The 25,596-nt window shown below is 73.4% G+C and carries 19 protein-coding genes; 2 read left to right on the forward strand and 17 right to left on the reverse strand.

Annotated features, from left to right (window positions below; all coding sequences use genetic code 11):
• Positions 1–194: 194 nt before the first annotated feature.
• The 4 genes from FHU40_RS08550 to FHU40_RS08565 are packed head-to-tail and all read right to left on the reverse strand — an operon-like array spanning position 195 to position 4,216.
• Positions 195–848 (reverse strand): hypothetical protein, encoded by a 654-nt coding sequence (locus tag FHU40_RS08550; RefSeq protein ID WP_183591785.1) that lies wholly within the window; start codon positions 846–848, stop codon positions 195–197.
• The gene (locus FHU40_RS29390) at positions 848–2,170 is read right to left on the reverse strand and encodes an O-antigen ligase family protein (protein WP_183591786.1); all 1,323 of its coding nucleotides are present in this window, start codon (positions 2,168–2,170) and stop codon (positions 848–850) included. Before FHU40_RS29390 ends, FHU40_RS08550 begins: the two co-directional genes overlap by 1 nt.
• A 1-nt stretch (position 2,171) precedes the next feature.
• Positions 2,172–2,957 carry a hypothetical protein gene (locus FHU40_RS08560; RefSeq protein WP_183591787.1) on the reverse strand — a complete coding sequence of 262 codons (786 nt, stop codon included), beginning with the start codon at positions 2,955–2,957 and terminating at the stop codon, positions 2,172–2,174.
• Positions 2,948–4,216: a glycosyltransferase family 4 protein gene (locus FHU40_RS08565; RefSeq protein WP_183591788.1), complete on the reverse strand. Its 1,269-nt coding sequence runs from the start codon at positions 4,214–4,216 to the stop codon at positions 2,948–2,950. Before FHU40_RS08565 ends, FHU40_RS08560 begins: the two co-directional genes overlap by 10 nt.
• 59 nt (positions 4,217–4,275) lie before the next feature.
• Here FHU40_RS08565 and FHU40_RS08570 point away from each other — a divergent pair, with 59 nt between their 5' ends.
• Positions 4,276–5,175: a glycosyltransferase family 2 protein gene (locus tag FHU40_RS08570; protein ID WP_183591789.1), complete on the forward strand. Its 900-nt coding sequence runs from the start codon at positions 4,276–4,278 to the stop codon at positions 5,173–5,175.
• On the opposite strand, the gene FHU40_RS08575 is transcribed toward FHU40_RS08570, so the two are convergent.
• The 10 genes from FHU40_RS08575 to FHU40_RS08620 all read right to left on the reverse strand — a co-directional run bounded on the left by FHU40_RS08575 (position 5,088) and on the right by FHU40_RS08620 (position 21,686).
• Positions 5,088–6,968 (reverse strand): hypothetical protein, encoded by a 1,881-nt coding sequence (locus tag FHU40_RS08575; protein ID WP_183591790.1) that lies wholly within the window; start codon positions 6,966–6,968, stop codon positions 5,088–5,090. The genes FHU40_RS08570 and FHU40_RS08575 overlap by 88 nt on opposite strands.
• Entirely contained in the window at positions 6,965–9,400 is a 2,436-nt protein-coding gene (locus FHU40_RS08580; protein ID WP_183591791.1) for a glycosyltransferase, read from the reverse strand. Before FHU40_RS08580 ends, FHU40_RS08575 begins: the two co-directional genes overlap by 4 nt.
• Positions 9,397–10,902 carry a lipopolysaccharide biosynthesis protein gene (locus FHU40_RS08585; RefSeq protein ID WP_183591792.1) on the reverse strand — a complete coding sequence of 502 codons (1,506 nt, stop codon included), beginning with the start codon at positions 10,900–10,902 and terminating at the stop codon, positions 9,397–9,399. The genes FHU40_RS08580 and FHU40_RS08585 overlap by 4 nt, the downstream gene beginning before the upstream one ends.
• Before the next feature lies 1 nt (position 10,903).
• Entirely contained in the window at positions 10,904–12,013 is a 1,110-nt protein-coding gene (locus FHU40_RS08590; protein ID WP_183591793.1) for a DegT/DnrJ/EryC1/StrS family aminotransferase, read from the reverse strand.
• Positions 12,010–12,660, reverse strand: a complete 651-nt coding sequence (locus tag FHU40_RS08595) for a NeuD/PglB/VioB family sugar acetyltransferase (protein ID WP_183591794.1) — start codon at positions 12,658–12,660, stop codon at positions 12,010–12,012. The genes FHU40_RS08590 and FHU40_RS08595 overlap by 4 nt, the downstream gene beginning before the upstream one ends.
• Positions 12,657–13,799 (reverse strand): DegT/DnrJ/EryC1/StrS family aminotransferase, encoded by a 1,143-nt coding sequence (locus tag FHU40_RS08600; RefSeq protein WP_343057789.1) that lies wholly within the window; start codon positions 13,797–13,799, stop codon positions 12,657–12,659. Before FHU40_RS08600 ends, FHU40_RS08595 begins: the two co-directional genes overlap by 4 nt.
• Positions 13,796–14,794, reverse strand: coding sequence for an NAD-dependent epimerase/dehydratase family protein (locus tag FHU40_RS08605; RefSeq protein WP_183591795.1), 999 nt, complete (start codon positions 14,792–14,794; stop codon positions 13,796–13,798). Before FHU40_RS08605 ends, FHU40_RS08600 begins: the two co-directional genes overlap by 4 nt.
• Positions 14,791–15,861 (reverse strand): Gfo/Idh/MocA family protein, encoded by a 1,071-nt coding sequence (locus tag FHU40_RS08610; protein WP_215525233.1) that lies wholly within the window; start codon positions 15,859–15,861, stop codon positions 14,791–14,793. Before FHU40_RS08610 ends, FHU40_RS08605 begins: the two co-directional genes overlap by 4 nt.
• Before the next feature lie 147 nt (positions 15,862–16,008).
• Positions 16,009–20,772, reverse strand: a complete 4,764-nt coding sequence (locus tag FHU40_RS08615) for a DUF4082 domain-containing protein (protein WP_183591797.1) — start codon at positions 20,770–20,772, stop codon at positions 16,009–16,011.
• Between the two features lie 38 nt (positions 20,773–20,810).
• Complete coding sequence (locus tag FHU40_RS08620) at positions 20,811–21,686, reverse strand: glycosyltransferase (RefSeq protein WP_183591798.1); 876 nt, start codon at positions 21,684–21,686, stop codon at positions 20,811–20,813.
• 197 nt (positions 21,687–21,883) lie between these two features.
• Here FHU40_RS08620 and FHU40_RS08625 point away from each other — a divergent pair, with 197 nt between their 5' ends.
• Positions 21,884–22,960 (forward strand): LCP family protein, encoded by a 1,077-nt coding sequence (locus FHU40_RS08625; protein WP_183591799.1) that lies wholly within the window; start codon positions 21,884–21,886, stop codon positions 22,958–22,960.
• Between the two features lie 546 nt (positions 22,961–23,506).
• Here the strand turns inward: FHU40_RS08625 and FHU40_RS29395 are convergent.
• From FHU40_RS29395 to pth, 3 genes are all read right to left on the reverse strand, one after another.
• On the reverse strand, positions 23,507–24,112 hold the full coding sequence (locus FHU40_RS29395) for an HAD family hydrolase (protein ID WP_183591800.1): 606 nt from the start codon (positions 24,110–24,112) through the stop codon (positions 23,507–23,509).
• A 10-nt stretch (positions 24,113–24,122) separates the two neighbouring features.
• The gene (locus tag FHU40_RS08635; RefSeq protein ID WP_183591801.1) at positions 24,123–24,911 is read right to left on the reverse strand and encodes a 3'(2'),5'-bisphosphate nucleotidase CysQ; all 789 of its coding nucleotides are present in this window, start codon (positions 24,909–24,911) and stop codon (positions 24,123–24,125) included.
• A gap of 73 nt (positions 24,912–24,984) precedes the next feature.
• On the reverse strand, positions 24,985–25,581 hold the full coding sequence (gene pth / locus FHU40_RS08640) for an aminoacyl-tRNA hydrolase (RefSeq protein ID WP_183591802.1): 597 nt from the start codon (positions 25,579–25,581) through the stop codon (positions 24,985–24,987).
• Positions 25,582–25,596 lie beyond the last annotated feature (15 nt).

The raw sequence follows: 25,596 nt of genomic DNA on the forward strand, positions 1-25,596 counted from the left end.
CCGAGGCAAGCCGGCCCGGACCACCGCCGAGGGCGGTGTCCGACCGGTCCGGGCGGTCCCGGAGACCCCGGAAACAGGCTCTGACCTTGGTGTTCAGGTCGTCGCAGACGATCCCCGCGACGCGTCGGGAGTAATCCCGATCAACGCGCTGACCTGCAAATTCCCCAATATTGATGGTGCGTCGGACGACGCCGTCACACTCGCCGGGCCCGCCGGACGGCGCGCCACCCGGGGAGCCTGTCGACGGCCCACACCGCCAGCCCCGTCAGCACCAGTCCGAGCAGGGCGGTCACCGCGAGAGCCATCGGCCGGTGCCCCTGGTGGTAGCCGATCCCAGGGTCCTCGGGAGACACCTGGGTGGTGATCAGCATGCCCTGCCCGACCCCGGCCTCGACCTGGATCTCCCGGGCGACCGCCCGGATCTGCTCGACCAGGCGCCGGAGCTCGCTGCGGACCCGCTCCGCGCTGGGGCCGGTGACCTGGACCTGGAGGACGGGCCGGTTGAAGTTCGAGGCCCACTGGCCGCCGGCGTTGGGGAGCTCGACCGAGTAACCGTCGTCGACACCCTGCCCGGCCAACGCGACCGAGCCGCTCGTGGGCGACTTCTCGACGCCCTTGTTGACGATCCGCTCCACCAGTCCTGCCGTGGAGATGACGCCGGAGGTCGGCGAGCTGATCGTGTTCGGGCTGTTCGGCGTCACGGGTGCCAGGAAGAGCACGTTGGTCTGCGTCGCGTAGACGCCCGGGGTCTGGTGCACCAGCAGCAGGACGCCCGCAGTCAGGGCCAGCCCCGCCAGCACGACGTACCAGCGACGTGCCGACGCGACCAGCAGGTCCCAGACGGTCATCACGGTCGTGGCCTCTCCTCGGCGAGCACGAGGCGCCGCGCCGCGCCGGCGATGCCGAGCAGGAGGAAGAAGGTGCCGGCGGACATCGGGAAGCTCAGGGCGTCGAACAGCGCGAGCGTGACCGCGCCGGCGGCGACCGCGCCGAGCAGCCCCTGCCCGAGCTGGCTCAGGGTCGGCGACCCGCCGCGGACCCGGGTCACGCGGGCGGCGCGCAGCCCGGTGACGACGAGCAGGAGGAAGGCCGTCAGACCGACGACACCGACCTCGATGAGCAGGCCGAGGTACTGGTTGTCGAGGATCCGGTACGACGGCAGGAAGGTCTGGAACCCGCGACCGAAGAGCGGTGCCCGGGAGACGAAGTCGGCGGCGATCGCGTACGAGCCGGTGCGCGACTGCGCACTGCTGTCGCCGCCGATGCCGGTGAACAGGCCGAGCAGGCTGCCGAGCATGCCGGGGATCAGGAGATACACCGCCACGGAGCCGACGATGCTGACCCCGAACGCGGCCCGACGGGCCCGCGGCGGCCAGGACACCAGGACGACGATGGTCCCCACGGCACAGGCCAGCAGCGCGGAGCGGGAGATGGAGAGCGGCACGCAGATCGCGATCAGGGCCACCGGCGTCCAGCGACGCACGGCCGAACGCCCGTGGTCGCCCATCGCCAGGGCGAGTGCCAGCGGCAGCAGCATCGTCACGACGGCGCCGTACTCGATCGGGTGGGTGGCGGTGCCGGCCGGCCGGGTGAAGCCCTCACGCATCGTCAGGCCGAACCCGGCATGGTTCGCGACCAGCCCGGGGATCGAGATCCGGTCGACGAGCGGCTGGTGGGTCAGGAACTGGGTGATGCCGAGCGCCGCCATCGCCGCACCCAGCGCCACGAGCCGGCGCACGAGCACGAGCAGCCGATCGAGGTCGGGGATCCCGTCGTTCGCGACGAGCAGCACGCCGGCCCAGCCGCCGAGCAGCACCAGCGCGAGCGTCGCCGAGCTGAACTCGATCGGGTCGATGGGCCTGACGCAGGCGGCGACGAAGGCGGCCAGCACCGTCAGGACGAAGCCGATCAGGCAGGCGCGCACCGGCTGCCGGCCGGCGGTGTTCGGCGTCGGCCGGGCGAGCTGCGCGAAGAGCCACCACAGGGCGCAGCCCAGGCCGACGACGGTCGCCGGCGAGCCGGCCCCGCCGAGCGGGCCGATCACGAGGCGCGACGGGATCGCGATCAGGGCGACCGCGTAGATCGTCAGCACGGTGACGGCGTCACCGCGCCCCGGAAGCAGGCCGATCCGGACCCGACCGGCGTCGCCGACAGTGACGGTCGAGGTCACCTCAGCCGTCCGTTCCCGTCTTCCGGCGCTTGTCGAGCGAGGCCGGCTCCGGGGCGTCGGCCTCGGTCGAGGGCGGCTCCGGGGGGTCGGTCGGACCGGCGCCGCGCTGGCGCGGCCAGAACGTCGGTAGTCGCCCCTCCCCCGTCGGAGCCTCGTCCTCGCCGTCTGCGGCGGCTTCGGCGCGCAGCCGGCGTCGGCGCAGCAGCCCGTCGACCATGGCGACGAAGAGCACGCCGGCGACCATGAGGGCGCCGCCGACCATGACCATGGCCCGGTAGCGGCCCGACATGACGGTCTCCGGCTTCTCGCTCCGCGCGATCAGCTGGGTGGTGATCTGGGCCGACCCGCTGACCGCGAGGGCGGTCTGGAGCCGGGCCAGGCTGACCGGCACCTGGTCGACGACGGCGTCGAGCATCGCGTCGGCGGCGGCCGCCGAGCTCGCCTCGGTGGTGACCAGGACGATCGGGGCGCTCGTGGTGTAGTCCGGCGTCACCGTGTACGACGCCGCGGAGCCTCCCTGCTGGGCCATCTGCTCACGCACCTGCTCGGAGCCGAGGTCCCGGCTCAGCACGTCGACGCTCTGCTCGAGGCCGCCGAGGAAGAGGTAGGGGTTGCCGGTGTCGCCGAGTGTCGTCTCCGGCGGCACCAGCACGATGCTGGCGTTCGCGCGGTAGGTGGCCGGGAGCCGCGAGACGATGAACGTCGTCGCGATCACGGCCAGCACCGTCACCGCCAACAGCAGGTACCAGCGCCTCTTCAGGCTCTGCGCCAGCTCCGTCAGGTACATGGCTCTCCCTCGATCCGATCGGCAGGTGACACGTCAGGTGGCACAGCACGCGCCGTGCGCAGGTGGTCGGCGACGACCTCGTCGTAGATCCGGTCCGCGGCGTCGACCTTCGCCGACCAGAGCCCGACGGCGGCCAGCCGGACCCGCGCGGCCGCACCCATGCGGCGGCGCAGCGCCGGGTCGGCGTCGAGCCGCCGGACCGCCGCGGCGAGGTCGGCCGCATAGCGCTCCGGTTCGGTGGGCGGCACCCGGATGCCGCACGTGTCGTCCACCGCGCTCCCCGGCCCGCCGCGGTCGCTCACGACGAGCGGCAGCCCGTGGCCCATCGCCTCGAACACGACGTTCCCGCCGGGCTCGCGGAAGCTCGGGAAGACGAACACGTCGGCGGCGCCGTAGAGCGCGTCGACCCGCTCGCGTGGCTGGGCGCCGTGGAACACCACGCGGTCCGCCACGCCGAGCACCCCGGCGAGCCGCTCACACTCGGCCCGGTCGAACCCGTCGCCGACCACGTCGAGGACCACGTCGAGGTCACGCAGGTGCCCCATCGCCGCGATCGCGTCGCGGGCGCCCTTGGTGCGGATCAGCCGGCCCACGAAGATCAGCCGCAGCGGCCCCGCCCGGTGGGCCGGGCGCGAGGCCCGCGGCAGCTCCTCGAGCCCGGTCTCGGAGAGGATCTCCAGGCGGCGGACCCGCAGCCCGCTCAGCGCGTCGCCGACGTACGACGCGATGCCCAGCACGCACGCCGCCTCCTCGTACGTCGCGCGCAGCAGCGGGTCGTGCCGCAGCCGCCACGGGTCGAGGCGACGCAGCGCCAGGTACCACGGCGCGGTGTCCTCCGACTCGAAGGCGGGCGGCGACTGGAGTCCGCCGCCGACCGGCCCGAGCACGTACGGGATGCCGGAGCCGCGCAGCGGCGACGGGTAGCGCATCGCGACCGGCAACGGCTGGTGACCGACGTCGAAGCGCTCGCCGCGGGCCGTCGCCCGGTGGATCCAGCGCCGCGCGCGGACGTGGAACGGGACGTAGCCGGGCTTCATCAGGCTGTTGAGCCGCTCGGCCGAGCCGAGCACCGGCGGCTCGACCCACTCGACGACCCGCGCCGCCGGCAGCCGGTCCACGACGCTCGCATGCCCGCGCTTGCGGTAGGTCAGCAGCGTCACCTCGTGTCGAGAGCTCAGGTGCTGCGCCCACTGCCAGGCGACCCACGACTCGCCGACGTCGTCGGGGTCGACGGTCGGCGCGACGAGCAGCAGCCTCATGACCGCCACCTCCGCGCAACGCCCGGCGCACCGGCCCCTCGGGCACCTATCCTCATGGCATGCAGCCCGACGTGGCCGTCATCGTGGTGACCTACAACAGCGCCGGCGTGGTGCTCGACCTCCTCGACAGCCTGCCCGCCGGCCTCGACGGGCTGAGCGCCGACGTCGTCGTGGTGGACAACTCCTCCACCGACGCGACGGCCGAGCTCCTCGACGCCCGCGACGACTGCCGGGTCGTGCGGGCGCCCAACCACGGCTACGCCGCCGGCATCAACGCCGGCGTGCGCCACGCGGCCCCCGCGCCGGCGGTCCTGGTGCTGAACCCCGACGTGCGCCTCGACCCGGGATCGGTACGCCGGCTGCTCGAGCCGCTGCAGCGACCCGGCGTCGGGATCACCGCCCCGCGGGTCCACTCCGAGGACGGCAGCCTGCACCTGTCGCTGCGCCGCACCCCCACGCTGGCTCGCGCGCTCGGGCTCAGCCGCACCCGGGTGCCGGCGCTCTCGGAGTACGTCCACGAGCCGCGCGCCTACGAGCGGCCCGGTCCGGTCGACTGGGCGCTCGGCGCCATCCTCGCGATCCGCCGCGACTGCCTCGACGACGTGGGCGAGTGGGACGAGTCGTTCTTCCTCTACTCCGAGGAGACGGACTACTGCCTGCGGGCCCGCGACCGCGGCTGGCTCACGTGGTACGAGCCGTCCGCGACCGCGATGCACATCGGCGGGGCGTCCGGGCAGAACGACTTCACCCACACGCTCCAGATCCTCAACCGGGTGCGGCTCTACCGACGTCGATCCGGCGCGGCGGCGGGTCTCTGCTACTACCTGCTGACGATCCTGTCGGAGGCGAGCTGGGCGGTCCGCGGTCATCATCAGTCCCGCACCGCCATCCGTGCGCTGCTGCGGCCGAGCACGCGGCCCGCCGAGGCCCACTGCGGGGACACGCTGGTGCCCGCCTGATCCATGGCTCCGCGCGCGGCCTGGCTGAGGTTGACCATCAGGGCCACCGTGGACGGGGCCGGGCTGCGCTCGCCCGCGACGACCCGGTCGAGCCAGTCCGGGCGGAGGATCCCGGCCAGCAGCGAGAGGTCCGCCGGGTCGGCGCGCCAGTGCGCGAGCACCTTCGCCGCCATGATCTCCCCACCGGCCGGCGGCCGGGTCGTCCGCGACGTACGCTGCCGCGCCTTCCCGACCACCTTCTGGGCCTGCACCCGGCCCAGCCGCCAGGAGTTCGCCCACGTGGGCTCGGCATAGGTGCGCGGCGTCGGGCGGCCGTCGAGCTCGATGTCGGCCAGCGCGGGGTCGGTCTCCAGGAGGATCCGGCCGAGGTAGCGCATGGAGCGCTTCTCCCCCGGCCCGAGACACCGGGCCAGGTCGATGAAGCGCCGGCTCAGCATCGGGTTGACCGTGCTCCGGTCGTACGCCGTCGCCGAGGCGAGCGTCCCCGCCCAGCGCTGCATCCGCTGCCACAGGTAGAACTCGTCGGTCGCGGGCCACCACGACCGGTGCGCGGCCGCGAGCTCGTGGTGCACCTCGGCGGCGGCGACCTCCGGAGCGACCGAGCCGAGCTCGGGCAGCAGCGCGTCCGCCTCGACGGACTCGTTCGGGAACATCCGCCAGCGCGCGAGCCCGGTCGACAGCAGCGGGCGGACCCGCAGGCGGACGGCCGGCCCGAAGTAGTAGAAGCCACGGGCGACCTCACCGCCCAGCCCGGCCAGCCGCGGGCGCCCGCCGATCCCCCGCTCGGCCCAGAGCAGGGAGGCGAGGGCGAGCGGGTCGGCCATGCCCTCGACCCGCCTCGACGCGGCCGCGGTCAGCGCGTGGGCCTCTCCCGGGTCGAGGTCGGCCAGCCCGTCGAGGTCGATCACGCGGTGCCGCATGCCCTCGGCCCGGGACAGCCGGCCAGCGATCTCGGCGTCGGGCGAGCCGGGCACGGCGAGCGTCAGGGCCTCGACCCGCGGCCGCCGCGACCGCGGGATCGCACCGAGCAGGATCCGGGAGTCCAGGCCGCCGGTGAGCTGGAGCAGGGCGTCGTCGTGGTCGTCGAGGAACCGGGCCACCACCTCCGCGACCGTGTCCGCGGCGGCGCGCTCGGGCGGGCCGTCCGTCGGCGCGGCCCGGGCCGCCGACGGCACGACCACCGTCTCGCGGACCCCGCCCGCACGCAGCGCCACGCGGGAGCCGGCGCCGACCTTGCGCACGCCGGAGTGCAGGCTGCGCCCTCCGGTCTGCCAGCCCAGCTGCGACTGCACCAGCACGGCGGTGCGGTCCAGCCCGTCGCCCACGCAGCCGCCGAGCACCGCGGCCGAGGACGAGACCCCCGACCAGCCGGGTCCGGTGGCAAGGTAGACGTGTCGGAAGCCGAGCCAGTCCACGACGGCCGTGACGCAGCCGTCGTCGGGGCGCCAGCCCGCGGCGGCGAACGGCGGGATCACCTCGGCCAGCAGCGAGCCGGCGTCGCCGGCGCCGAGCAGGCGGCGTACGTCGGCTCGCGTCAGGGCGCGCTCGTCGGTGCGCGCGGTGGCGCCGAGCACGACCTGCCAGGTCTCGGTCGGGCTCGAGTCCGGGCCGGGCTCCGGGCTGCGCTCCGGACCGCCCCAGACCACGGCCGTCGAGCGGTCGTCGAGGTCGACGAGCCACCCGCCGCGCGCCGCCCGCACCCGCTCGGCGAGCAGGTGTGCGGCGCCGGGCCCGGCCGTGGTGAAGGCGGCGAACCCCGGCACGTCGCCGGCGAGCGTGGCCAGGTGCGTCATCGGTCTCCCTCTCGATCGGTGCCGGGACCGGAGCCGGCGAGCGCCACGATCTGCTCCAGGCGCCGGGCCCGCTCCGCCCAGCTGTGCTGCCGGGCGAACGCCTGCCGGCGGGCCACGAGCGCCTCGTCGGGCGGTGCCGACAGCAGGGCGAGCGTGCGGCTGGCGAACTCCTGCGGGGTGGTGACCAGCTCGACGAGGTCGGTCTCGAGCGCCCGGGCGGCCGGCAGGTCGGTCGACACCGCGGGCCGGCCGGCGGCGAGGTACTCCAGCGTCTTGAGCGGGAAGCTGGCGCGGTTGAAGTCGGTGACGGCGTACGGCGTGAGCCCGACGGCGAGCGCCGCCATGAACTCCGGCAGCCGCTCGAACGGCTGCCGGTCGATCCACTGCACGTTGGGCCGGGCGATCAGCGCGTCCAGGCGCGCCCGTGTCTCCGGGCACTCCTCGTAGCGCGGGCCGACGAGGAGCAGGCTGGCACCGGTGGCCGCGACGGCGTCGAGGCTCCCCAGGTCGAGCCGCTCGTTGAGCTGCCCGACGACACCGGCGATCGGCCCGGCCAGCAACACCTCGGGAGCAGCCACGATCCGCGCCACGTCGCCGTAGTGCTCGGCGTCGGTGCCGTTGGGCAGCACCAGCCCGGGCCGCCGGCCGGCGGCGAGCACGTCGACGAGGTCCTGGGTGACGGCGACGACGACGTCGCAGTCGGCGACGTTGCGCCGGCGGCAGGCACGTGCGTAGCCGGCGCTCCGGCCCAGCAGCTCGGCGCCCGCGACGAAGTCATCGGTCTCGAAGTAGACCCGCGGGGCGTCGACCCATCGCGGGAAGCGCTGCTCGGGGTCGCTCACGACGACGCCCGCGATCGCGACCCCGCGGTCGCGGACCACCCGCCGGGCGTCGAGGTCGGCGTGCAGCCGCGTCAGCCGGCGCAGGACCGGTCGGCTGACTCCCGGGACGCACGAGGTGCTGACCCGCACCAGCCCCGGGATCGGCTCGGTCACGAGCGGGACCTGGAGGCCGCGGCGCCGGCGGGCCCGCCAGGACATCGGCGGGTCGATCCAGATCACGTCCCGGGTGCGGGCCAGCTCGCCGGCCAGGTGCTTGTCGGTGCCGGTCACCGCGCTCCACGGTGCACCCGCGAAGTAGAGGAGCGCGGCGCCGTCTCGACCGGGCTCGGGCCGCCGCTCGCCGGACCCGTCGACGCGCCGCGCGAGCGGCTGGGCGTTGAAGTCGTCGGCGGCCCGGCGGCCGCGGAGGCGGGCCAGGCACCGGCGCAGGTGGTAGTCGGCGAACCGGCCGGCCGCGGCGCCGTCGGCGGCGAGCGTCGTCCAGGCCCGGTCGGCGCCCCGGCGCCGCTCGCGGAGGGCGGCGTCGTAGATCGCCTCCTGCCGGGCCGCCGCCTCGGTCAGCGCGAACCGCTGCTCGACCACCGCGCGGCTGAACCGCCCCAGGTCGCGGCGCCGGGACTCGTCGACGGCGAGCCCCGCGAGGAGGTCCGCGAGCAGGTCGACCGGCGGCCGGTCGGCGCCGCCGTAGCCGTACCAACCGGTCCACAGGAAGTCGGGGAGCGACTCCGGGGTGAGGAGGCGGAAGAAGCCGCCCTCGCCCTGCACCACCAGCGGCTTGCCGAACGCTGCCGCCCGCAGCGCGGACCCGCCCATGCCGAGCACGACGTCGGCGGCGGCGTACGCCGGGCGCGGGTCGTCGATCGCTCCGGGCAGCACCACCACCGGCCGGCCGGTGCGCACGTTCACCAGGTCGGCCCGTCGCTCCACCTCCGCCCGGGCCGGGCCGTCGCCGACCACGACCAGCCGGACCGGTGCCGCGGCGGCGAGCCGGCCCACGGCGTCGATCGCGGTGAGGATGCCCTCGAGCTTCAGCTGGTGGGCGAGCCGACTGACGCACACGACGGTGAAGTCGTCGCCGATCCCCTGCCGGACCCGGAAGTCCCGCCCGAGCGCGTCGTCGGGCTGGTTCGCGACGACGTCGACCGGGGGCTCCAGGACGCGGACGCGGTGCCGGCCGGCGCGGCGCTCGGCGTCCGCGATCTGCTCGGTGCCGACCACGACCGGCATCGAGCGGGGCAGGAACGGCGCCACCGACATCGACATGACCGTGGTCATGGAGAGGGCGCCGGACAGCCGGCCCGCGAGGTTGCACTCGAGGCCCGGCGGCCACTCGTAGCCGTGCAGCACGTCGATCCGGCGTTCGCGGACCAGCCCGGCCAGGTCGCGGGCGACCCGCGGCGAGGGCCGGCGCCCCGGGTCGGGCGCCGTCAGGAACTCGAGTCCGAGGGACCGCACCGTGTCCACCAGCGCGCCCGGCCGCCCGTAGACCACCACCTCGTGGCCGCGGTCGCGCAGCGCCGCGGAGAGCTCGATCGCGTTGAGCTGGCTGCCGCCGAGGGCCAGGTCGTGGGGGTAGGTGAGGATCCTCACGACGTCGCCCCCGCAACGGCACCGGCGGTGCCGGCCTGGGCGGCAGCGGGCGGTGCGGTCCGGAACACCCGCAGGGCCGAGCGGTTGAGCCAGAGCAGCCCGGCGGTGACCCCGAGCAGGCACAGCCCCGAGAGCACGAGTACGACGAGCGCCGGCCCGACGAGCCAGTCGATCGCGGCCGCCGCGAGACCGACGACGAGGGCTCCGAGGAGGCCCGGGCCCGCGGCGACCGCCATCCCGCGGCCGGCGATGCCGGCCCGACCGAGCTCGCGGACGTACAGCGGCAGGCTGACCACCGCTGCCACGCCCACGAGCGCCGCACCCGCCCCTGCGATCCCCCACTCCCGGACCGCGAGAACGACCGTCGGCGCCAGCACGATCACCCAGACGACCTGGAGCATCAGGATCTGGCGCGACCGGCCGAGCACGACGAGGTAGTCGTAGGCGAGCTCGAAGAAGATCCGCGCGGCGGCGGCCACCGCGAGCCAGCGCAGCGGCTCGGCCGCCGGCGCCCACTGCGCGCCGTACACCAGCGAGACGACGTCCGGCGCGGTGACGGCGAGCACCACGCACATGGGCAGCGCGACCACGCACAGCGGCCGGAGGACCGCCTGGAAGTCCCGGTGCATCCGCGCCGGGTCGTCCTGCAGGCGGGCGAACATCGCAGGCGCGACGCTGCGCAGCGGCTGGGAGAGCACGGTCACCGGCCAGCTGGCGAGGTTGACCGCGAGCACGTAGAAGCCAAGCTGCACCGGCCCGAGCACCCGACCGACCGCGAGCTGGTCGACGAAGCCGACCAGGAAGACGATCACGCTCGCCCCGGCGAGCGGCAGGCCGAAGCGGAGCAGCGGCCGGACGTACCGGCGCTCGACGCCGAACCGCAGGGGCAGCGGCGAGTAGTGCCAGAAGAGCAGCGCCGACGTGCCGGCGCCGGCCAGGCGCCCGAGCGCGAGCGCCATCGCGCCGCCGCCGAGCAGCGCGAGGCCGACCGACACGAACGCCCCGACCCAGACGTTGACCTGGTCCGCGACCAGCCGCTGGTCCTGCCGGAAGGTGCGCTGGAGCAGGGCCGCCGGCGTGGCCACCAGCCCGTTGATCAGCACGCAGAAGCCGAGCGCGCGCACCACGCCGGTCGCCCCGGGGTCGCCCATGGCGGTCGTGAACGCCGGGGCGGCGAACCAGACGGCCGCGGTCAGCACCGCGCTGGACAGCACCGAGATCGTCGCGACGGTCGGCGCGATCGCGGCCGGGTCGTCGCGCCAGCGCACGATCGCCAGGCTCACGCCCAGCTCGTTGAAGCTCAGGATCGCGACCAGGGCCACGAACGCCACGGCGAACGTGCCGAACTCCTCCGGCCCGAGGATGCGCGCGAGCACGATCCCGATGGCCACCGTGCCGAGCCGGCCCGCCAGCGTGTTCGCCACACTCCAGGTGAGCGCGCGACCCGCCGAGGGGCTGGCCCGCTCGGGCCCCGGGGGCTGGTGGGCGACGGCGTCGGTCATCTCAGGCGACCGCCACGGCTCGGGCGAGCGCGTCGGCGACCCGCTCCTGCTGGTCCATGCTCAGGTGGGGGAACATCGGCAGCGAGAGGATCCGGCGCGCGGCCGCCTCGGCGACCGGGAAGCTGCCCGGCCCGAGGCCGAGGTGGGAGTAGGCACGCGTCAGGTGCACCGGGGTCGGGTAGTGGATGCCGACCCCGATCCCGTCCGCGGCCAGGGTGTCGAGGACCCGGTCGCGCTCGTCGACGCGGACGACGTAGAGATGCCAGACGTCCTCGTTGCCGGCGGCCGGCCGCGGCCGCCGGATCCCGTCGAACGGCGCGAGGAGCTCGTCGTACCGCGTCGCGGCCTCGCGCCGGAGCTGGTTCCACTTCTCCAGGCGGGCGAGCTTGGCGCGCAGGTAGACGGCCTGCACGGCGTCCAGCCGCGAGTTGCGGCCGACGACGTCGTGGACGTACTTGCTCGGCGACCCGTGCGCGGCCGTGATCCGCACCCGCTCCGCGAGCTCCGGGTCGTCGGTCGTCACGGCCCCGGCGTCGCCGGCCGCGCCGAGGTTCTTGCCGGGGTAGAAGCTGGTGGCCGCGAGACGGCCGAGCGACCCGGCCGGGCGGCCCCAGCGGCGCGCGCCCTGGGCCTGGGCGGCGTCCTCGATGAGGACGACACCGGCCGCGTCGGCGAGCCGCTGCAGCTCCTCCACGAACGCCGTCTGCCCGAAGAGGTGCACCGGGAGGATCGCCTTCGTGCGGTCGGTGATCGCCCCCTCCACCCGCGCCGGGTCGATGAGCAGGTGCTCCTCGTCGACGTCGACGAGCACCGGGGTGGCGCCGACGTGGGAGACCGCCTCCGCGGTCGCGATGAACGTGTTGGCGGGCAGCAGCACCTCGTCCCCGGGCCCGACTCCGACGGCGCGCAGGGCGAGCTCGATCGCGTCGGTGCCGTTGGCGACACCGACGCAGTGCGCGACGCCGACGTACTCGGCGTACTCGCGCTCGAAGGCGGCCACCTCCGGCCCGCCGACGAAGGCGGTCGTGGCGAACACCCGCTCCAGCGCGGGACGGATCTCATCGGCGATCTCGGCGTGCTGCGACGCGAGGTCCACCAGGGGGATGGTCATGAAGCCTGCCTCATGGTTGCGGTGGCGTTGCGGGCGGGGACACCGGTCCAGGTCTCGCCCGCGGGAAGGTCCTTGATCAGGGCGGCGGCCATGCCGAGCGTCGCGCCGGCGCCGATGCGGAGGCCCTGGCGGACGGCGGCGTTCATGCCCAGGTAGGCGGCGGGGCCGACCCGGACCCCGCCACCGAGGCTGACGCCGGCGCACAGCGTCGCGTAGTCGTCGACGACGACGTCGTGGGTCAGCGTCACGTTCGGCATCACCACCACGTGCTCGCCGACGACGACGTCGGAGGTGAGCACGACGCCTGCCAACAGCACGCTCCCGGCGCCGATTCGGCAGTTGACCGGGACGGACACGGCCGGGTGGACGATCGTCGCGAACTGCCGGCGGTCGACACCGGACGCCAGCAGCCGGTCGACGAGGCGGCGGCGGACGGCACCGTGTCCGGCGCAGACGACGACCTCGACATCGCCGAGCGCCGCGACCGTCTCGGTGCCGCCGACGACCGGCGCGCCGTGCAGCGCGTCACCGCGCCGGGCGGGGTCGTCGTCGACGACCCGCAGGTCGCGGCCGGGCTGGGCGGCGCGCACGGCCTCGACGACCTCGCGGGCGAGGCCGCCGGCCGCCGCCAGCACGAGCGGCCTCATGGTCGGCGCCCGGCGTCGACCAGGACGTCGAGCACGCGCGCCTGCTCGGAGTCGGACAGCTGATGGAAGACCGGCAGGATCACCGTGTGGTCGGTCAGCCGCTCCGTCATCGGGAGCGGCACGCCGTCGAAGTGGCGGCCGGCGTACGCCGGCTGCCGGTGCGCGGCCATGATCCCGCGGCGGGCCGAGATCTCCGCCGCCGCGAGGCGCTCCATCAGGCCCTCGCGGTCGACCGGGTAGCCCGGCTCGACCTCGACCCAGAACGACTGGAAGTTGCTGGTCCCCCACGGCGGGTCGTCGACGGCGCGCAGGCCGTCGATCTCCGCGATCACCTTGCGGTACGCCGCAGCGATCTCGCGGCGCCGGGCCACGACCGCGGGCAGCCGGCCGAGCTGCACCAGCCCGAGGGCCGCCTGGAGGTCGGTCATCCGGAAGTTGAAGCCGACCTCGGTGTAGACCTCCGGCGGGGCGAGGACCGTCGCGTGCCGGGCGGCCGCGGACGCGCTCATGGCGTGCTCCCGCAGGTGCCGGGCGCGGGCGGCCCAGTCGGGCCGGTCGGTCGTGATCATCCCGCCCTCGCCGGTGGTGAGCAGCTTGCGCGGGTGGAACGACCAGGTGGCGATGTCGGCCGTGGCGCCCACCGGACGACCCCGGTAGGTCGATCCGGCCGCGCACGCGGCGTCCTCGACGACCACGATCCCGCGCGGCGCGCAGAGTCGGTGGATCGGCGCGAGGTCGGCCGGGACGCCGCCCTGGTGGACGACGATGACGGCCCGGGTGGTGGGCGTGAGCGCCGCGGCCAGCGTCTCGGCCGTCACGTTGCCCGTGCTCGGGTCGACGTCGGCGAACACCGGCCGTGCGCCGACGTACGTCGGTGCGTTGGCGGTGGCGATGAAGGAGAAGGACGGCACCACGACGTCGTCGCCGCGGCCGATCCCGGCCACGACCAGGGCCAGGTGCAGCGCGGTCGTGCAGCTCGACGTCGCGACGGCGAACTCGACCTCCTGGAACTGCGCGAACGCGCGCTCGAACTCGGCCACCCGCGGCCCCTGCGCCACCCAGCCCGACTCGATGACCTCGGTCACCGCGTCGACCTCCTCGTCGCCGAGCCACGGCTGCATCACGTTGATCCGGGTCACCAGGTCACGACCTTCGGACGGCCGCCACCGACCTGCGAGCGCAGCGGACGCCACCACTCGACCAGCTCCCGCAGGCCCTCCTCGAGACTCACCGAGGCCACGAAGCCGAGGTCGCGCCGGGCCGCCCGGGTGTCGGCGAGGCGGCGTACGACGCCGTTGACCGCCCGCTCGGGGCCGTGCTCCACCGAGAGGTCGGAGCCCATCACCCGCAGCAGCGTGGTCGCCAGCTCGAGCAGGCTGGTCTCGGTGCCGCTCGCGACGTTGTAGTGCCCCTCGGTCACCTCGCTCGTCGCGGCCAGCACGTTGGCGCGCGCGATGTCGCGGGTGAAGACGAAGTCCATCGTCTGCCGGCCGTCACCGAAGATCAGCGGCGGCTGCCCGTCGGCGATCCGCTCCATCCAGCGCACCAGGACCTCGGTGTAGAGCCCGAAGACGTCCATCCGCGGGCCGTAGACGTTGAAGTAGCGCAGTGCGACGTAGTCGAGCCCGCGCATCGCCCGGAAGCTGCGGAGCATGCCCTCGTTGAAGGACTTGGCCGCCCCGTAGAACGTGTCGTTGTTGTGGTGGTGGTGCCGCTCCCCCGTCGGGAACTTCTCCGCCATCCCGTAGACCGAGGCGGAGGACGCCGCGACGACCTTCGCGACCCGTGCGTCGGCGGCGGCCTCGATCACGTTGAACGTGCCGTCGACGAGCACCTGGAGCGCGAGCCGCGGCTCCTCGGCGCACTGGGTGATCCGCAGCGCGGCCTGGTGGAAGACCACGTCCTTGCGGCGCGTCAGGTCGTAGACCAGGTCCCGGTTGCGGATGTCGCCCTCGACCAGGCTCACCCGGCCGGTCGCCAGGGCCGGCTCGAGGTTGGTGGCCGAGCCGCGGACAAGGTTGTCGAGCACGTCGATGCGGGCGGCGCCGGCGTCGACGAGCTGGTCGACGAGGGTGGACCCGATCGTCCCAGCACCTCCGGTGACGAGGACGTGGGCTCCGTTGAGGTCGGTCATCGGATGATCTCCAGTTCGGGCTGGTCGGTGGACATGACGTCGACGAGGGCACCGCGGGCCCGCAGGCTGGTCGCCGCCGCCTCGAGCACGGAGAGCACGCGCAGGCCGGCGCCTCCGTCGGTCTGGGGTGCGCGTCGCTCGCGAATGCTCCGGGCGAGCTCGGCGACCATCTCGGAGAGCGCCTCGCGCTCCGGCAGCGCCGGCGCCCAGGTGTCGCCCAGGCGGTACGCGATCGACGCCGTACGCCGGTCGGCGCTGTCGACGCTCTGCTGGACCAGGTCCACGCCGCGGTCGAAGACGCTCAGGCGCTGCTGGGGGTTCAGGTCGTCCCAGACCAGCGTCCGCTCGCTGCCGCCGATGACCATCTGCCGGATCTTCGTGGGGCTGAGCCAGTTGACGTGCACGTGCGCCAGCGCGCCACCCGGGAGCGGGAGCGAGAGGTAGCCGACGCAGGCCTTGCCGGCGCCGACCGGGTCCGCGCCCTGCGCCGCGACGCCGAGCGGGCGCAGCCCGTCGGGCAGGATCCGGTCGAGCACCGACAGGTCGTGGGGCGCCAGGTCCCAGAAGACGTCGACGTCGGGCTGCACCAGGCCGAGGTTGATCCGCACCGAGTCGACGAAGAGGATCTCGCCCAGCGCGCCCTCGGCGACCAGCTCGGCGATCCGCTGGACCACCGGCGTGTAGCAGTAGGTGTGGTCGGCCATCAGCACCAAGCCCTGGCTGCGGGCCAGGTCGACCATCTCGCGGCCCGCCGCGACGCTGTCGGCCAGCGGCTTCTCGACCAACACGTGCTTGCCGGCCTGGAGCGCCGCCGTGGCGATGGCGCGGTGGGTGCGGGCCGGGGTCGCGATCGCGACCGCGTCGACGTCGTCGCGGGCCAGCACCTCGTCGAGCGAGGCGGTGATCTCCACACCGCTGCGCTCTCCGACCACGCCGCGGGCCCGATCGGTGTCGAGATCGCACACCGCGACCAGGTCCCAGTCCACGCTGCCGCGGAAGTTCCGGATCAGGTTCGGCCCCCAGTAGCCGGCACCCACCACTGCGACGCCGAGGCGCTCTGAACTCATGGATCCCCCATCCATCGTGAGCCGGCTCACCGCCGGCGACGGCGCCCCCGAATCGGTCGCCCTTCCACCGTCATTCCATGGGCTGGCGCTCGGCCCGACGTCCGAGACCGAGCGCCTTTACCCCAACTTGGGGAGGGTCCGCGTGGGTCAGCTCTGGGCGCTGCGGAACACCACGTCCACGAAGTAGTTCGTGGAGTTCCACCAGCCCGTCGGGAACCCGCCGCTCGCCCCGTAGACGTAGCGTCCGTTGCTGCCCGCCGGGGCGCTCAGGACCCCGGCGCTGTAAGGGCTGTTGAAGAACGCCGGGGTCGCCGAGTAGTGGCCGTTGGGCGCGAAGTAGGACACGACGTACGTCGTCCCCGCGGTCAGTGCGACCGGCGTCGAGAGCGCGGCCGTCTGCCAGCCCGAGCTCGTCTCGCCCGTGAAGGTCACGGTGGCCAGACGGGTGCCCGAGGCCGACCACAGCGAGCCCGTGTGGGTCCCGGTGTTGCCGGCGCCCTTGTAGAACCTGATCGCGGTGACCGACCCGGCCACCGACGGCACGAACGCGACGCCGAGCTCGACCGGGCCGTTGTCGTCGATCGACGCGATCGACGGCGTCGTCCCGGAGAACAACGAGCTGAGCGCACTCGCTCCCGCCTCGGTGTGGAACGTCCACGACTGGTCGGCGAGCGTCGCCCCGCCGGTCCCCGCCAGCCCCGTGACGCCGACGGTCAGATCCGCGTCCGCGGGCAGCTGCGCGGCCGGCGCGAACGTGATGGTCTGGCCGTCGCCCGAGAGCGAGGTCGTCCCGGCGATCGGCGTCGTGCCCTGCTTGACGGTCATCGCCCAGCCCGGCGCCAGCGGCGCCGAGACCCGGATCGACGGCTGGGCGCTGCGCGGCACGTCGGTCGCCGCCGGTGCCGGCGAGCGGTCCACGATCGCGAGCGGCGCGACGGTGCGCTGGAAGACCACGTCGACGAAGTAGTTCGACGCACCCCAGCTGAACGTCGGGAAGCCGCCGGCCGCCCCGTAGAGGTAGCGCCCGTTCGACGTCGCCGGCGCCGTCAGGTCGCCCGCGGTGTACGGCGACCCGAAGAACCCGCTGGTGTAGGAGTAGTGGCCCTGCGGCGCCAGGTAGGACACGACGTACGTCGTCCCCGCTGACACGGCGACCGGCGTCGAGAGCGTGGCCTGCTGCCATCCGCTGGCGGTCTCGTTGCCGAACGTGACCGAGGCGAGCTTGGTGCCGCTCGACGTCCACAGCGAGCCGACGTGCGTGCCGCCGTTGCCGGTGCCCTTGTAGAAGCGCACCGCCGTCACGGTGCCGTCCTTCGACGGCGTGAACGCGGTCCCGAGCTCGACGGCCGAGCCCTCGCTGGCCGAGAGGACACCGGGCACCACGTCGCCGAAGAGCGTCTGGTTCGAGATGGAGTCGGCGTCACGGGTGCGGAACGTCCACGACTGCGTCGCCAGGGCGGCGCCCTCGATCGACGTCACGCCGCTCACGGTGACCGTGATGTCCGCGCTCGCCGGCAGCGCCGCGGCCGGGGTAAACGTGAGCGTCTTGCCGTCCGAGCTCAGGGCCGTCGACCCGGCGATCGCGGTGCTGCCCTGCTTGACGGTCATCGTGTAGCCGGCGCCGATCGCCGACGAGAAGGAGACCGTGATCGGCGTCTGCCGGGGCACCGACAGGGCGCCGGGGGCCGGGTCCTGGCCGGTGACCGTCAGCGTCGGGGCACCCTTCTCGAACACGACGTCGACCAGGTAGCTCGACGGGGACGTCGACGACGGGAAGCCCGAGCCGTAGGTGTAGGCGCCGGCGGACGACGTCACGATCAACGGCGAGCGCGACAGGTTCGCGGCCGCGAACGCGTTGGGCGTCGCCGAGTAGCGACCCACCTCTGTGCGGTACGACGCGACGTACTCGGTGTTCTTGGTGACCGCGACCGGCTGGGCGAACGTCAGCGTCTGCCAGCCTGTGGTCGACTCGCCGGAGAACGTCCCCTGCGCCAGCAGGGTGCCGCTCGCGGACCAGAGCGACCCGGTGTGCGTGCCGGTGTTGTTCACGCCCTTGTAGAACCGCACGCCCGTGACGGTGCCGGTGACGTCGGGGCTGAACCGCACGCCGAGGGTGACCGGCACGGTGTCGGCGTCCTGCAGCAGGGTCGGCACCGTGTCCTCGTCGAAGAGCGAGCACGGGCACACACCTGGCGTCGCCGGCGGCTTGGCGGTCCGGAACGACCAGGTCTTTCCGCTGCTCACCGCGTTGCCCTGGGTGTCGGTGCCCGAGAGGGTCGCCGTGTAGGTCACGAATCCGGCGAGCGCCGCCGTCGGAGTGAACGTGATGGTCCTCGTGGTCGCGTCGTACGCCGAGCTGCCGGCGACCGTCGCCCCGTTGGCGTCCTTGAGGACCAGGCCGGCCGACCCCTGGGTCAGCGGCTTCGAGAACTGCGCGCTGACGGCCGTCGACCGCGGCACCGAGGACGAACCCGGCAGCGGCCACTGGTTGGTGGCCGTGAGCGGGGACTCGTCGGAGGCGGTGTACAGGACGTCGACGAAGTAGTTGGAGTTCTGGTAGCTGCTGTTCGGGAACGTGCCCGCGTTGCCGAAGACCCCGGCCGGGGTGGCGCCGTACCCGCCCGCGACCATCAGCGGCGAGGCGTCGACCCCCGTGGACGCGAAGTCCCAGGGCTGCACGGCGTAGCGGCCGTTGGGCACGGTGTAGGACACGACGTAGGTCTGACCCGCGGTGACGGGCACGGCCGAGGAGAAGGTGGCCGACTGCCAGCCGGTCGCCGACTCGTTCTGGAAGGTCACGCTCGCGAGCTTCTGGCCGCTGCTCGACCACAAGGAGCCCACGTGGGTGCCGGTGTTGCCCGTGCCCTTGTAGAACCGCACGCCGGTGACGAAGCCGTCGTTGGTCGGCGAGAACCGCAGGCCGAGCTCGGCCGCGGACGCGTCACTCGACGCCGGCGTGTTCGGCACCCGGTTGCCGAACACGCTGCAGGGGCAGGTGACGTTCACCGTGCGCGAGAGCGTCGCACCGATGTTGGCGCTGTCGTCCATGGCCCGGACCCGGACGCTCTCTGCGCCCCGGCCGTGCTGGGTGTAGGTGTAGGTGAAGCTGGTCCGGCCGGTCGCCGCGTGCCAGGTGGCGCCGGCGTCGGTCGAGACCTCGACCCCGGCCACCACGCCGCCGCCGGCGTCGGTGGCGGTGCCCGTGACCGTCACGGACGTGCCGTTGCCCTGGGTCGAGTTCGCGGCCGGGGCGTTGACGGTCACGGTCGGACCCGTGGTGTCGGTGGACTTCGTGGCCGACACCAGCCCCGACTGCAGGGTCGTCGGCTGGGCCGACATGTCGGCCAGCAGGTTCACCTGAGCCTGCTGCATCCGCGGGTCGGCCGGCTCGGGGGCGAACGGCGAGTCGTGCTCGGCGTCCAGGCCCCACGTCCACTGGACGGTGCCGGCGCCGAACACCAGTGCGCCGCTCGCCGCGCGGTACATCGTCATGTTGTGGGTCGTCGTCCCCGGCGCCACGGTGTTGCCGAAGTCCTGCAGGTACTCGTCCGTGGGGCCGGTCGTCGTCGACAGCCGGATCAGGCCCGGTGGCCGGGCCCCGTTGTCGAGGTCCTCGTCGGACTCGTAGCCGACCGTGTGCGGGGCCAGAGCGGCGCTGCCGCTCGACATCGACGCGAGGCTCGTGCCGCGCCACAGTCGGTTCTTGCCTTCCTGCGCGCTCACCGTGATCGGCAGGTCGGTGTAGTTCGACGTGTAGATCGTGCCGGTGAGGCTATTCTCCGGCACGCCCCCGCCCGCCGACTTCGGGGCGAACCGCGGGTCGCGCCAGGTGCCGGTCCACTCGGTCGACGGGTCGATCTTCGCGTTGGACCAGGTCTCCTTGTAGCTGACCAGGGTGCGGTACGCCGTGTGCGAGGCGTCGGCCGACGGCTCGTACCTGGTCTTCCAGTAGACCTCGTTCCCACTGAGGAACTGGAGGTTCACGCCGGCGTCCCGGGCGGCCTCGACGTTCGCGCGCTGCGCCTTGCTCCAGTACTCGTCGTGCCCGACCGACAGGAACACCTTGTGGTTCCTGATCAGCGAGCCGTAGCGGTCGGTGTCGACGCCGGCCAGGTAGCTCACGTCGTAGCCGTTGCGCTCGAGGAACCGGACGAGCGGGTACTCGTTGGCGAAGAAGAAGTCGCGGCCGCCGATCCCGTCGCGGGTCATGACCGGCCGGTTGTAGCTGACCTTGTAGGAGCGACCGTTGGCGGCGCCGCGGTAGAAGTCCGAGCCGCCGTACAGGTTGTAGGCCTGCCAGGTCGGGTCGGAGGTCTGGAAGACCACGTCGGAGTGGCTGGAGTCGTCGCGGACGATGAACGTGATGTGACTGGAGTCGTTGCGGTCGGCCCGGTGCAGACGGGCGATGTAGACACCCGACACGGCGGTCGACGGCACGTTCCAGGAGGCGGAGACCGCCCAGTTGCCGCAGTCGTAGAGCTCGGTGGAGACGTCGGTGATGCACTGCGGCTGGTGCTGCGGCAGCGTCGCGGTGACCGGCACCGTGGTGATCTCGCGGGCACCGTCGCCGCCGTAGTAGCCGAGGCGGTAGATCGTGATCGTGTATGCCGAGGCGTCGGTGTCGACCTTGAAGTCGATGCGCTGGCCGACGTTGACGCTGATGTCGGTCGCGAATCCCTGGATCGACTCGTCGCCGGCACCTTCGACGTCCCACACCGACGGGTCGGTGCCCGGCTTGCTGTTCTCGCAGGAGATCTTGTTCCCGCTGGGCCCGCACGGGTCGATCGCCGCACTGGCGTTGGTGGTCGTGACCGCGGTCAGGCCCGCCAGGCCCAGCACCAGCACGACCAGCGCGGCGACACGCCGCGGCACCCGGCCGCGGATGGGGGGACGGGTCGACCTCTTCGCCATGGCGTTCTCCGCTTTCGTCTTCTGTGGGGCTCGACGGGCTAGGCCCGCGAGCTCTCGTCGCGCAACCAGGTGGTGAAGTCGCCCGCGCGCACGGCGCGGCGCGACCTCCAGCGGGCCACGAGCCCGATTCCGAGGAACAGGGGGACCCGCACGCCGACCCGCGGGTCGCGGACCGCCATCCGGATCAGCACCGACGGCGTCGTCACCGACGACCGGTGCCGGATCCCGAGATCGGTCGCCTGCGCGTTGCCGGTCACGACGCGCACGCGTCGCCGCAGCAGGTCGGCCGTGGTCCGCGGTGGGTGGACCACCGCGAACGCGTCGTCGACGACGCGGCGTTCGGAGTCGGCGAACGCCTCGGAGGCCGCCAGGTCGTCGCTCAGCACCCGCGGCAGGGCGTCCACCCGACGCTGGCCCTCCTCCGAAAGGGCGATGACGCCGCGGCCGAAGAGGCCGTCGCGCACCTGGGGCAGCTGCTCCCAGACGCGGTAGTAGCCGCGGACGATCCACGACGACTGCCGCAGCGGCAGCACCCGGGTCGGCGCGGCCGCGTGCACGCCGCCGCTCACCGCACGCGCCAGGATCAGCAGGTCGGCCCCGGAGATCGTCACGTCGGCGTCGAGGTGCACGCGCGGGTAGGCCGTGGCCGCCTGGTTGCCGACCTCCATCGCACGCTGCTTCGACGGCTCCGGCACCTCGATCACCCGGACGCCGTCGAAGCGGCGGGCCACGTCGGCGGTGTCGTCGGTGCATCCGTTGCAGACCACGACGACGTCGAGGCGACCGGCGGCCGTCCGGTCGAGCAGGCCGCGCAGCGTGCGCTCGATCACCTGCGCCTCGTCGTGCGCGGGGATGACGACGCTGGCCGCCGGGTGCCCCGCTCGGCATCCCGGCTCGCGCACCGCCTCACCCATTCGACCGCCCGCCTTCGCCCGAGGTCGTCACCGAGGTCGTCGGCAGACCCCGGTCCAGGCACCGAGCATCCAGCCGTCGGGAGACCCGTCCGGCAGAGCGGCGCCATCTTCCCGCCTATTGGGTATCGGCCCTCCCAGGTTGGGTAAGTCGGCGTCTCGACGGCTTCTCACGGGGCTCGCGATGCGTCGATGGGCCCATGAGCCTCCTGCAGGATCTCGGTGGCGAGCCGGAGGAGACGCCGCCGCGCCGCCGGCGGCGGCTCACCCGGGCCCTGGTCGGCGTGATCGCCTGCCTGGCCGTGCTCGCGATGGTCCCCCTCGGTGCCGCGCTCTACCTGGAGCACCGGCTGTCGGGCAACGTCACCCGGATCCCGGGGGTCTTCGACGGCCTGGCCGATCGACCGGACCGCGCGCCGGGTCCGGCCGGGGACGCCGTCAACATCCTCGTCATCGGCACCGACCGTCGCTCCGACGTACCCACGACGGGCACCAACGCCCGGGCCGCGGAGTGGATCCCGGGCGCCCAGCGCAGCGACGCGCTGATGATCCTGCACATCGACGCCGACCGGCGCGGCGCCTCGATCATCTCCATCCCCCGGGACACCTGGGTGAACGTGCCGGGCTACGGCATGAACAAGATCAACGCCGCCTTCTCGTTCTCCGGGCCGTCGCTGGCGATCCAGACCGTCGAGTACCTGACCGACGTCCGGATCGACCACCTCGCCGTCGTCGACTGGGCCGGCTTCGAGGCGCTGATCGACACGGTCGGCGGCATCGACGTGACGGTGCCCGAGACCGTCGTCGACTCCGCGCGCGACGTCACCTGGACCGCCGGCGTCCATCACCTCGACGGCGCGCAGGCGCTCGACTACGTCGGGCAGCGCTACGGCCTGCCGAAGGGCGACCTGGACCGGGTCGCCCGGCAGCAGGTGGTGCTGCGCACGCTGATGCAGGAGAGCATGCAGCAGGAGATGCGGAGCGACCCGCGGATGCTCTACGACTTCCTCGACACCGTCACCCGGCACCTGTCCGTCGACGACGGCTGGTCCACCCGGGACATGCTCCGGCTGGTCGTCTCGATGCGGGACTTCCGGTCCGCCGGCCTCACCTACCTGACGATGCCGGTCGCGGGCTTCGGCACCGAGCGCGGCCAGAGCGTCGTGTACGCCGACCGGCGCGCCGCCCGCGCCCTGTGGGGCGCCGTGATCGCCGACGAGGTCGACGACTGGGCATCCCGCCACCGCCAGCGCCTCACCCCCTCGGTCGTGAGTTGACCCACCACGGTGGTTGAGGAAGGCGCGCTAGCGCCTGTCTCGAACCCACCACCCGCGCGGGGATCACGGTGGTTGAGGAAGGCGCGCTAGCGCCTGTCTCGAAACCACCTGCCTCCCGGGCGCGATCGTCGGAACCAGGCCGCGTCGGGTGCGTGGGTTTCGAGACGGTTGCTAGCGCAACCTCCTCAACCACCGTCCTCGTCGGGGTCACGGTGGTTGAGGAAGGCGCGCTAGCGCCTGTCTCGAAACCACCTGGCCCCCGGGCGCGATCGTCGGAACCAGGCCGCGTCGGGTGCATGGGCTTCGAGACGGTTGCTAGCGCAACCTCCTCAACCACCGTCCTCGTCGGGGTCACGGTGGTTGAGGAAGGCGCGCTAGCGCCTGTCTCGAAACCACCTGCCCCCCGGGCGCGATCATCGGAACCAAGCCGCGTCGGGTGCATGGGCTTCGAGACGGTTGCTAGCGCAACCTCCTCAACCACCGTCCTCGTCGGGGTCACGGTGGTTGAGGAAGGCGCGCTAGCGCCTGTCTCGAAACCACCCGCGACTAGACCTCCACGCCGTGGCGGCCCAACAGCTCCAGCAACAGCGGTAGACCGTCGTCGAGCCTCCACTGCTCGGCGGCGAGACCGACCACGCGGGCACCCTCGACGTTCGCGCCGTTGTCGTCCACGAACAGCACCTCCGCAGCGGGCGCGTCGATCAACGCCAGGGCGCGCTCGAAGTACGCCGCCTCGGGCTTCACCGCACCGAGCTCGCAGGAGTAGCAGCTGACGTCGAAGATCTCGTCGTACCCCAGCTCGGTGCGCAGGTACGCCGCCCGCTGTCGGTGCTGGTTGGTGCCGAGGTGCACGCCGTAGCCCGTGCCGCGCAGCCGGCCCACCAGGTCGACCATCTCGGTGGAGACCTCGATGCGGTTCCACAGGGCGGCGTACAGCTCGTCGGGGTCGCCCTCGACGCCGTGCCGCTCGAACGCGCGCCGCAGCTCGGGCAGGAAGTCACCCTCGCCCCGCAGCGCTGGGAGCTCCCCGACGAGGAGACCCTCGAGGATCTCGGGTGAGCGGTCGCCGAGGATCCGGCGCGCGGGCTCCTCCCAGCCTCCGGGGATGGTCTGCACGACGCCGTCGGCGTCGAGCAGCAGGTGGCGGATCACCGGCGCTCGGTCAGCCCGCGGAGGTGACGCCGTGCTCCTTGACGAACGCGACGATCCGCTCGGCCAGCTCGGGGCGGCACACGATGAGGTCGGGCAGGTAGACGTCGTCCTGGTTGTACTCCAGCGGCGAGCCGTCGATGCGCGAGGTGAACAGGCCGGCGGCCCGGGCGACGGCCACCGGAGCGGCGGAGTCCCACTCGTACTGGCCACCGGCGTGCACGTAGGCGTCGGTGAGGTCGCGGGCCACCGAGATCACCTTGACGCCGGCCGAGCCCATCGGCACCAGCTCGGCGTCGATCTCCTTCGCCAGCGCGTGCACGAACTCCGGCGGCCGGCTGCGCGAGACCGCGATCCGGGGACGCTCGGCGGTCGAGGGCGGCACGACCGGCGGCGTACCGGTGTTGAAGGTCTCGCCGAGGGCGGGCTGCGCGACGGCGCCGGCGACCAGGTCGCCGTCCTGCCACAGCGCGACGTGCACCGCCCAGTCGTCGCGCGGCACCTCGGAGAACTCGCGGGTGCCGTCGAGCGGGTCGACGATCCAGACCCGCTCGCTGCTCAGCCGGGCCTTGTCGTCCTTGCCCTCCTCGGACAGCACCGAGTCGCCGGGCCGGTGCTCGGCCAGCAGCTGCATCAGCAGCTCGTGGGCCGCCCGGTCGCCGGCGTCCTTCAGCTCCCGGCCCTCGAGCCCCTCGCCGCGGACTTGGAGCAGTCGCTCCCCCGCAGTCGTGGCGAGCCAGGTCGCGAGGACGTGGTCGTCGGTGGCGGCTGCGGCGGGCGGGGTACCGGGTTCGAACGTCACGCCGCCACCCTACTGAACGGGTCGTCCACCTCTGGCGGGTGCTGACACCCTCCTGAGGCGGACCACCCGGGGGTCAGGAGTTGAAGCGCTGCTGGGTCCGCTCGAGCCCCTCGGTCACGAGCGACTCGACGGCGTCGGCGGCCTTGTCGACCTGGAAGGGCAGGACCTTCCGCTCGGTGGAGGAGTAGTTGGACAGCACGAAGTCGGCGACGTCCTGGCGACCCGGAGGGCGTCCGATGCCCACCCGGACCCGGTGGAAGTCACCGGTGCCCAGCGAGGAGCGCATCGAGCGCAGCCCGTTGTGGCCGTTGTCGCCACCGCCGAGCTTGGTCCGCATCGTGTCGAACGGGATGTCGAGCTCGTCGTGGATCGCGACGATCCGCTCCGGCGGGACCTTGTAGAAGCCGGCGAGCTGCTTGACCGGCCCACCCGACTCGTTCATGTAGCAGCGCGCCTTCATCAGCACGACCCGCGGCCCCGGCGTACCGGGGGCGCCGAGGCGACCCTCGACGACCTCGGCGCGGCCGGACTTGTGGGCGCGGAACGGCGCACCCATGCGCTGGGCGAGCTCGTCGACGACGAGGTAGCCCACGTTGTGCCGGTGACCGGCATAGGAAGGGCCGGGATTCCCCAGCCCGACGACCAGCCACACAGGCGTGGAGTCGGACATGGGGTCCCGGCCCTT

This window comes from Nocardioides soli (assembly GCF_014191495.1).
Taxonomy (GTDB): domain Bacteria; phylum Actinomycetota; class Actinomycetes; order Propionibacteriales; family Nocardioidaceae; genus Nocardioides; species Nocardioides soli.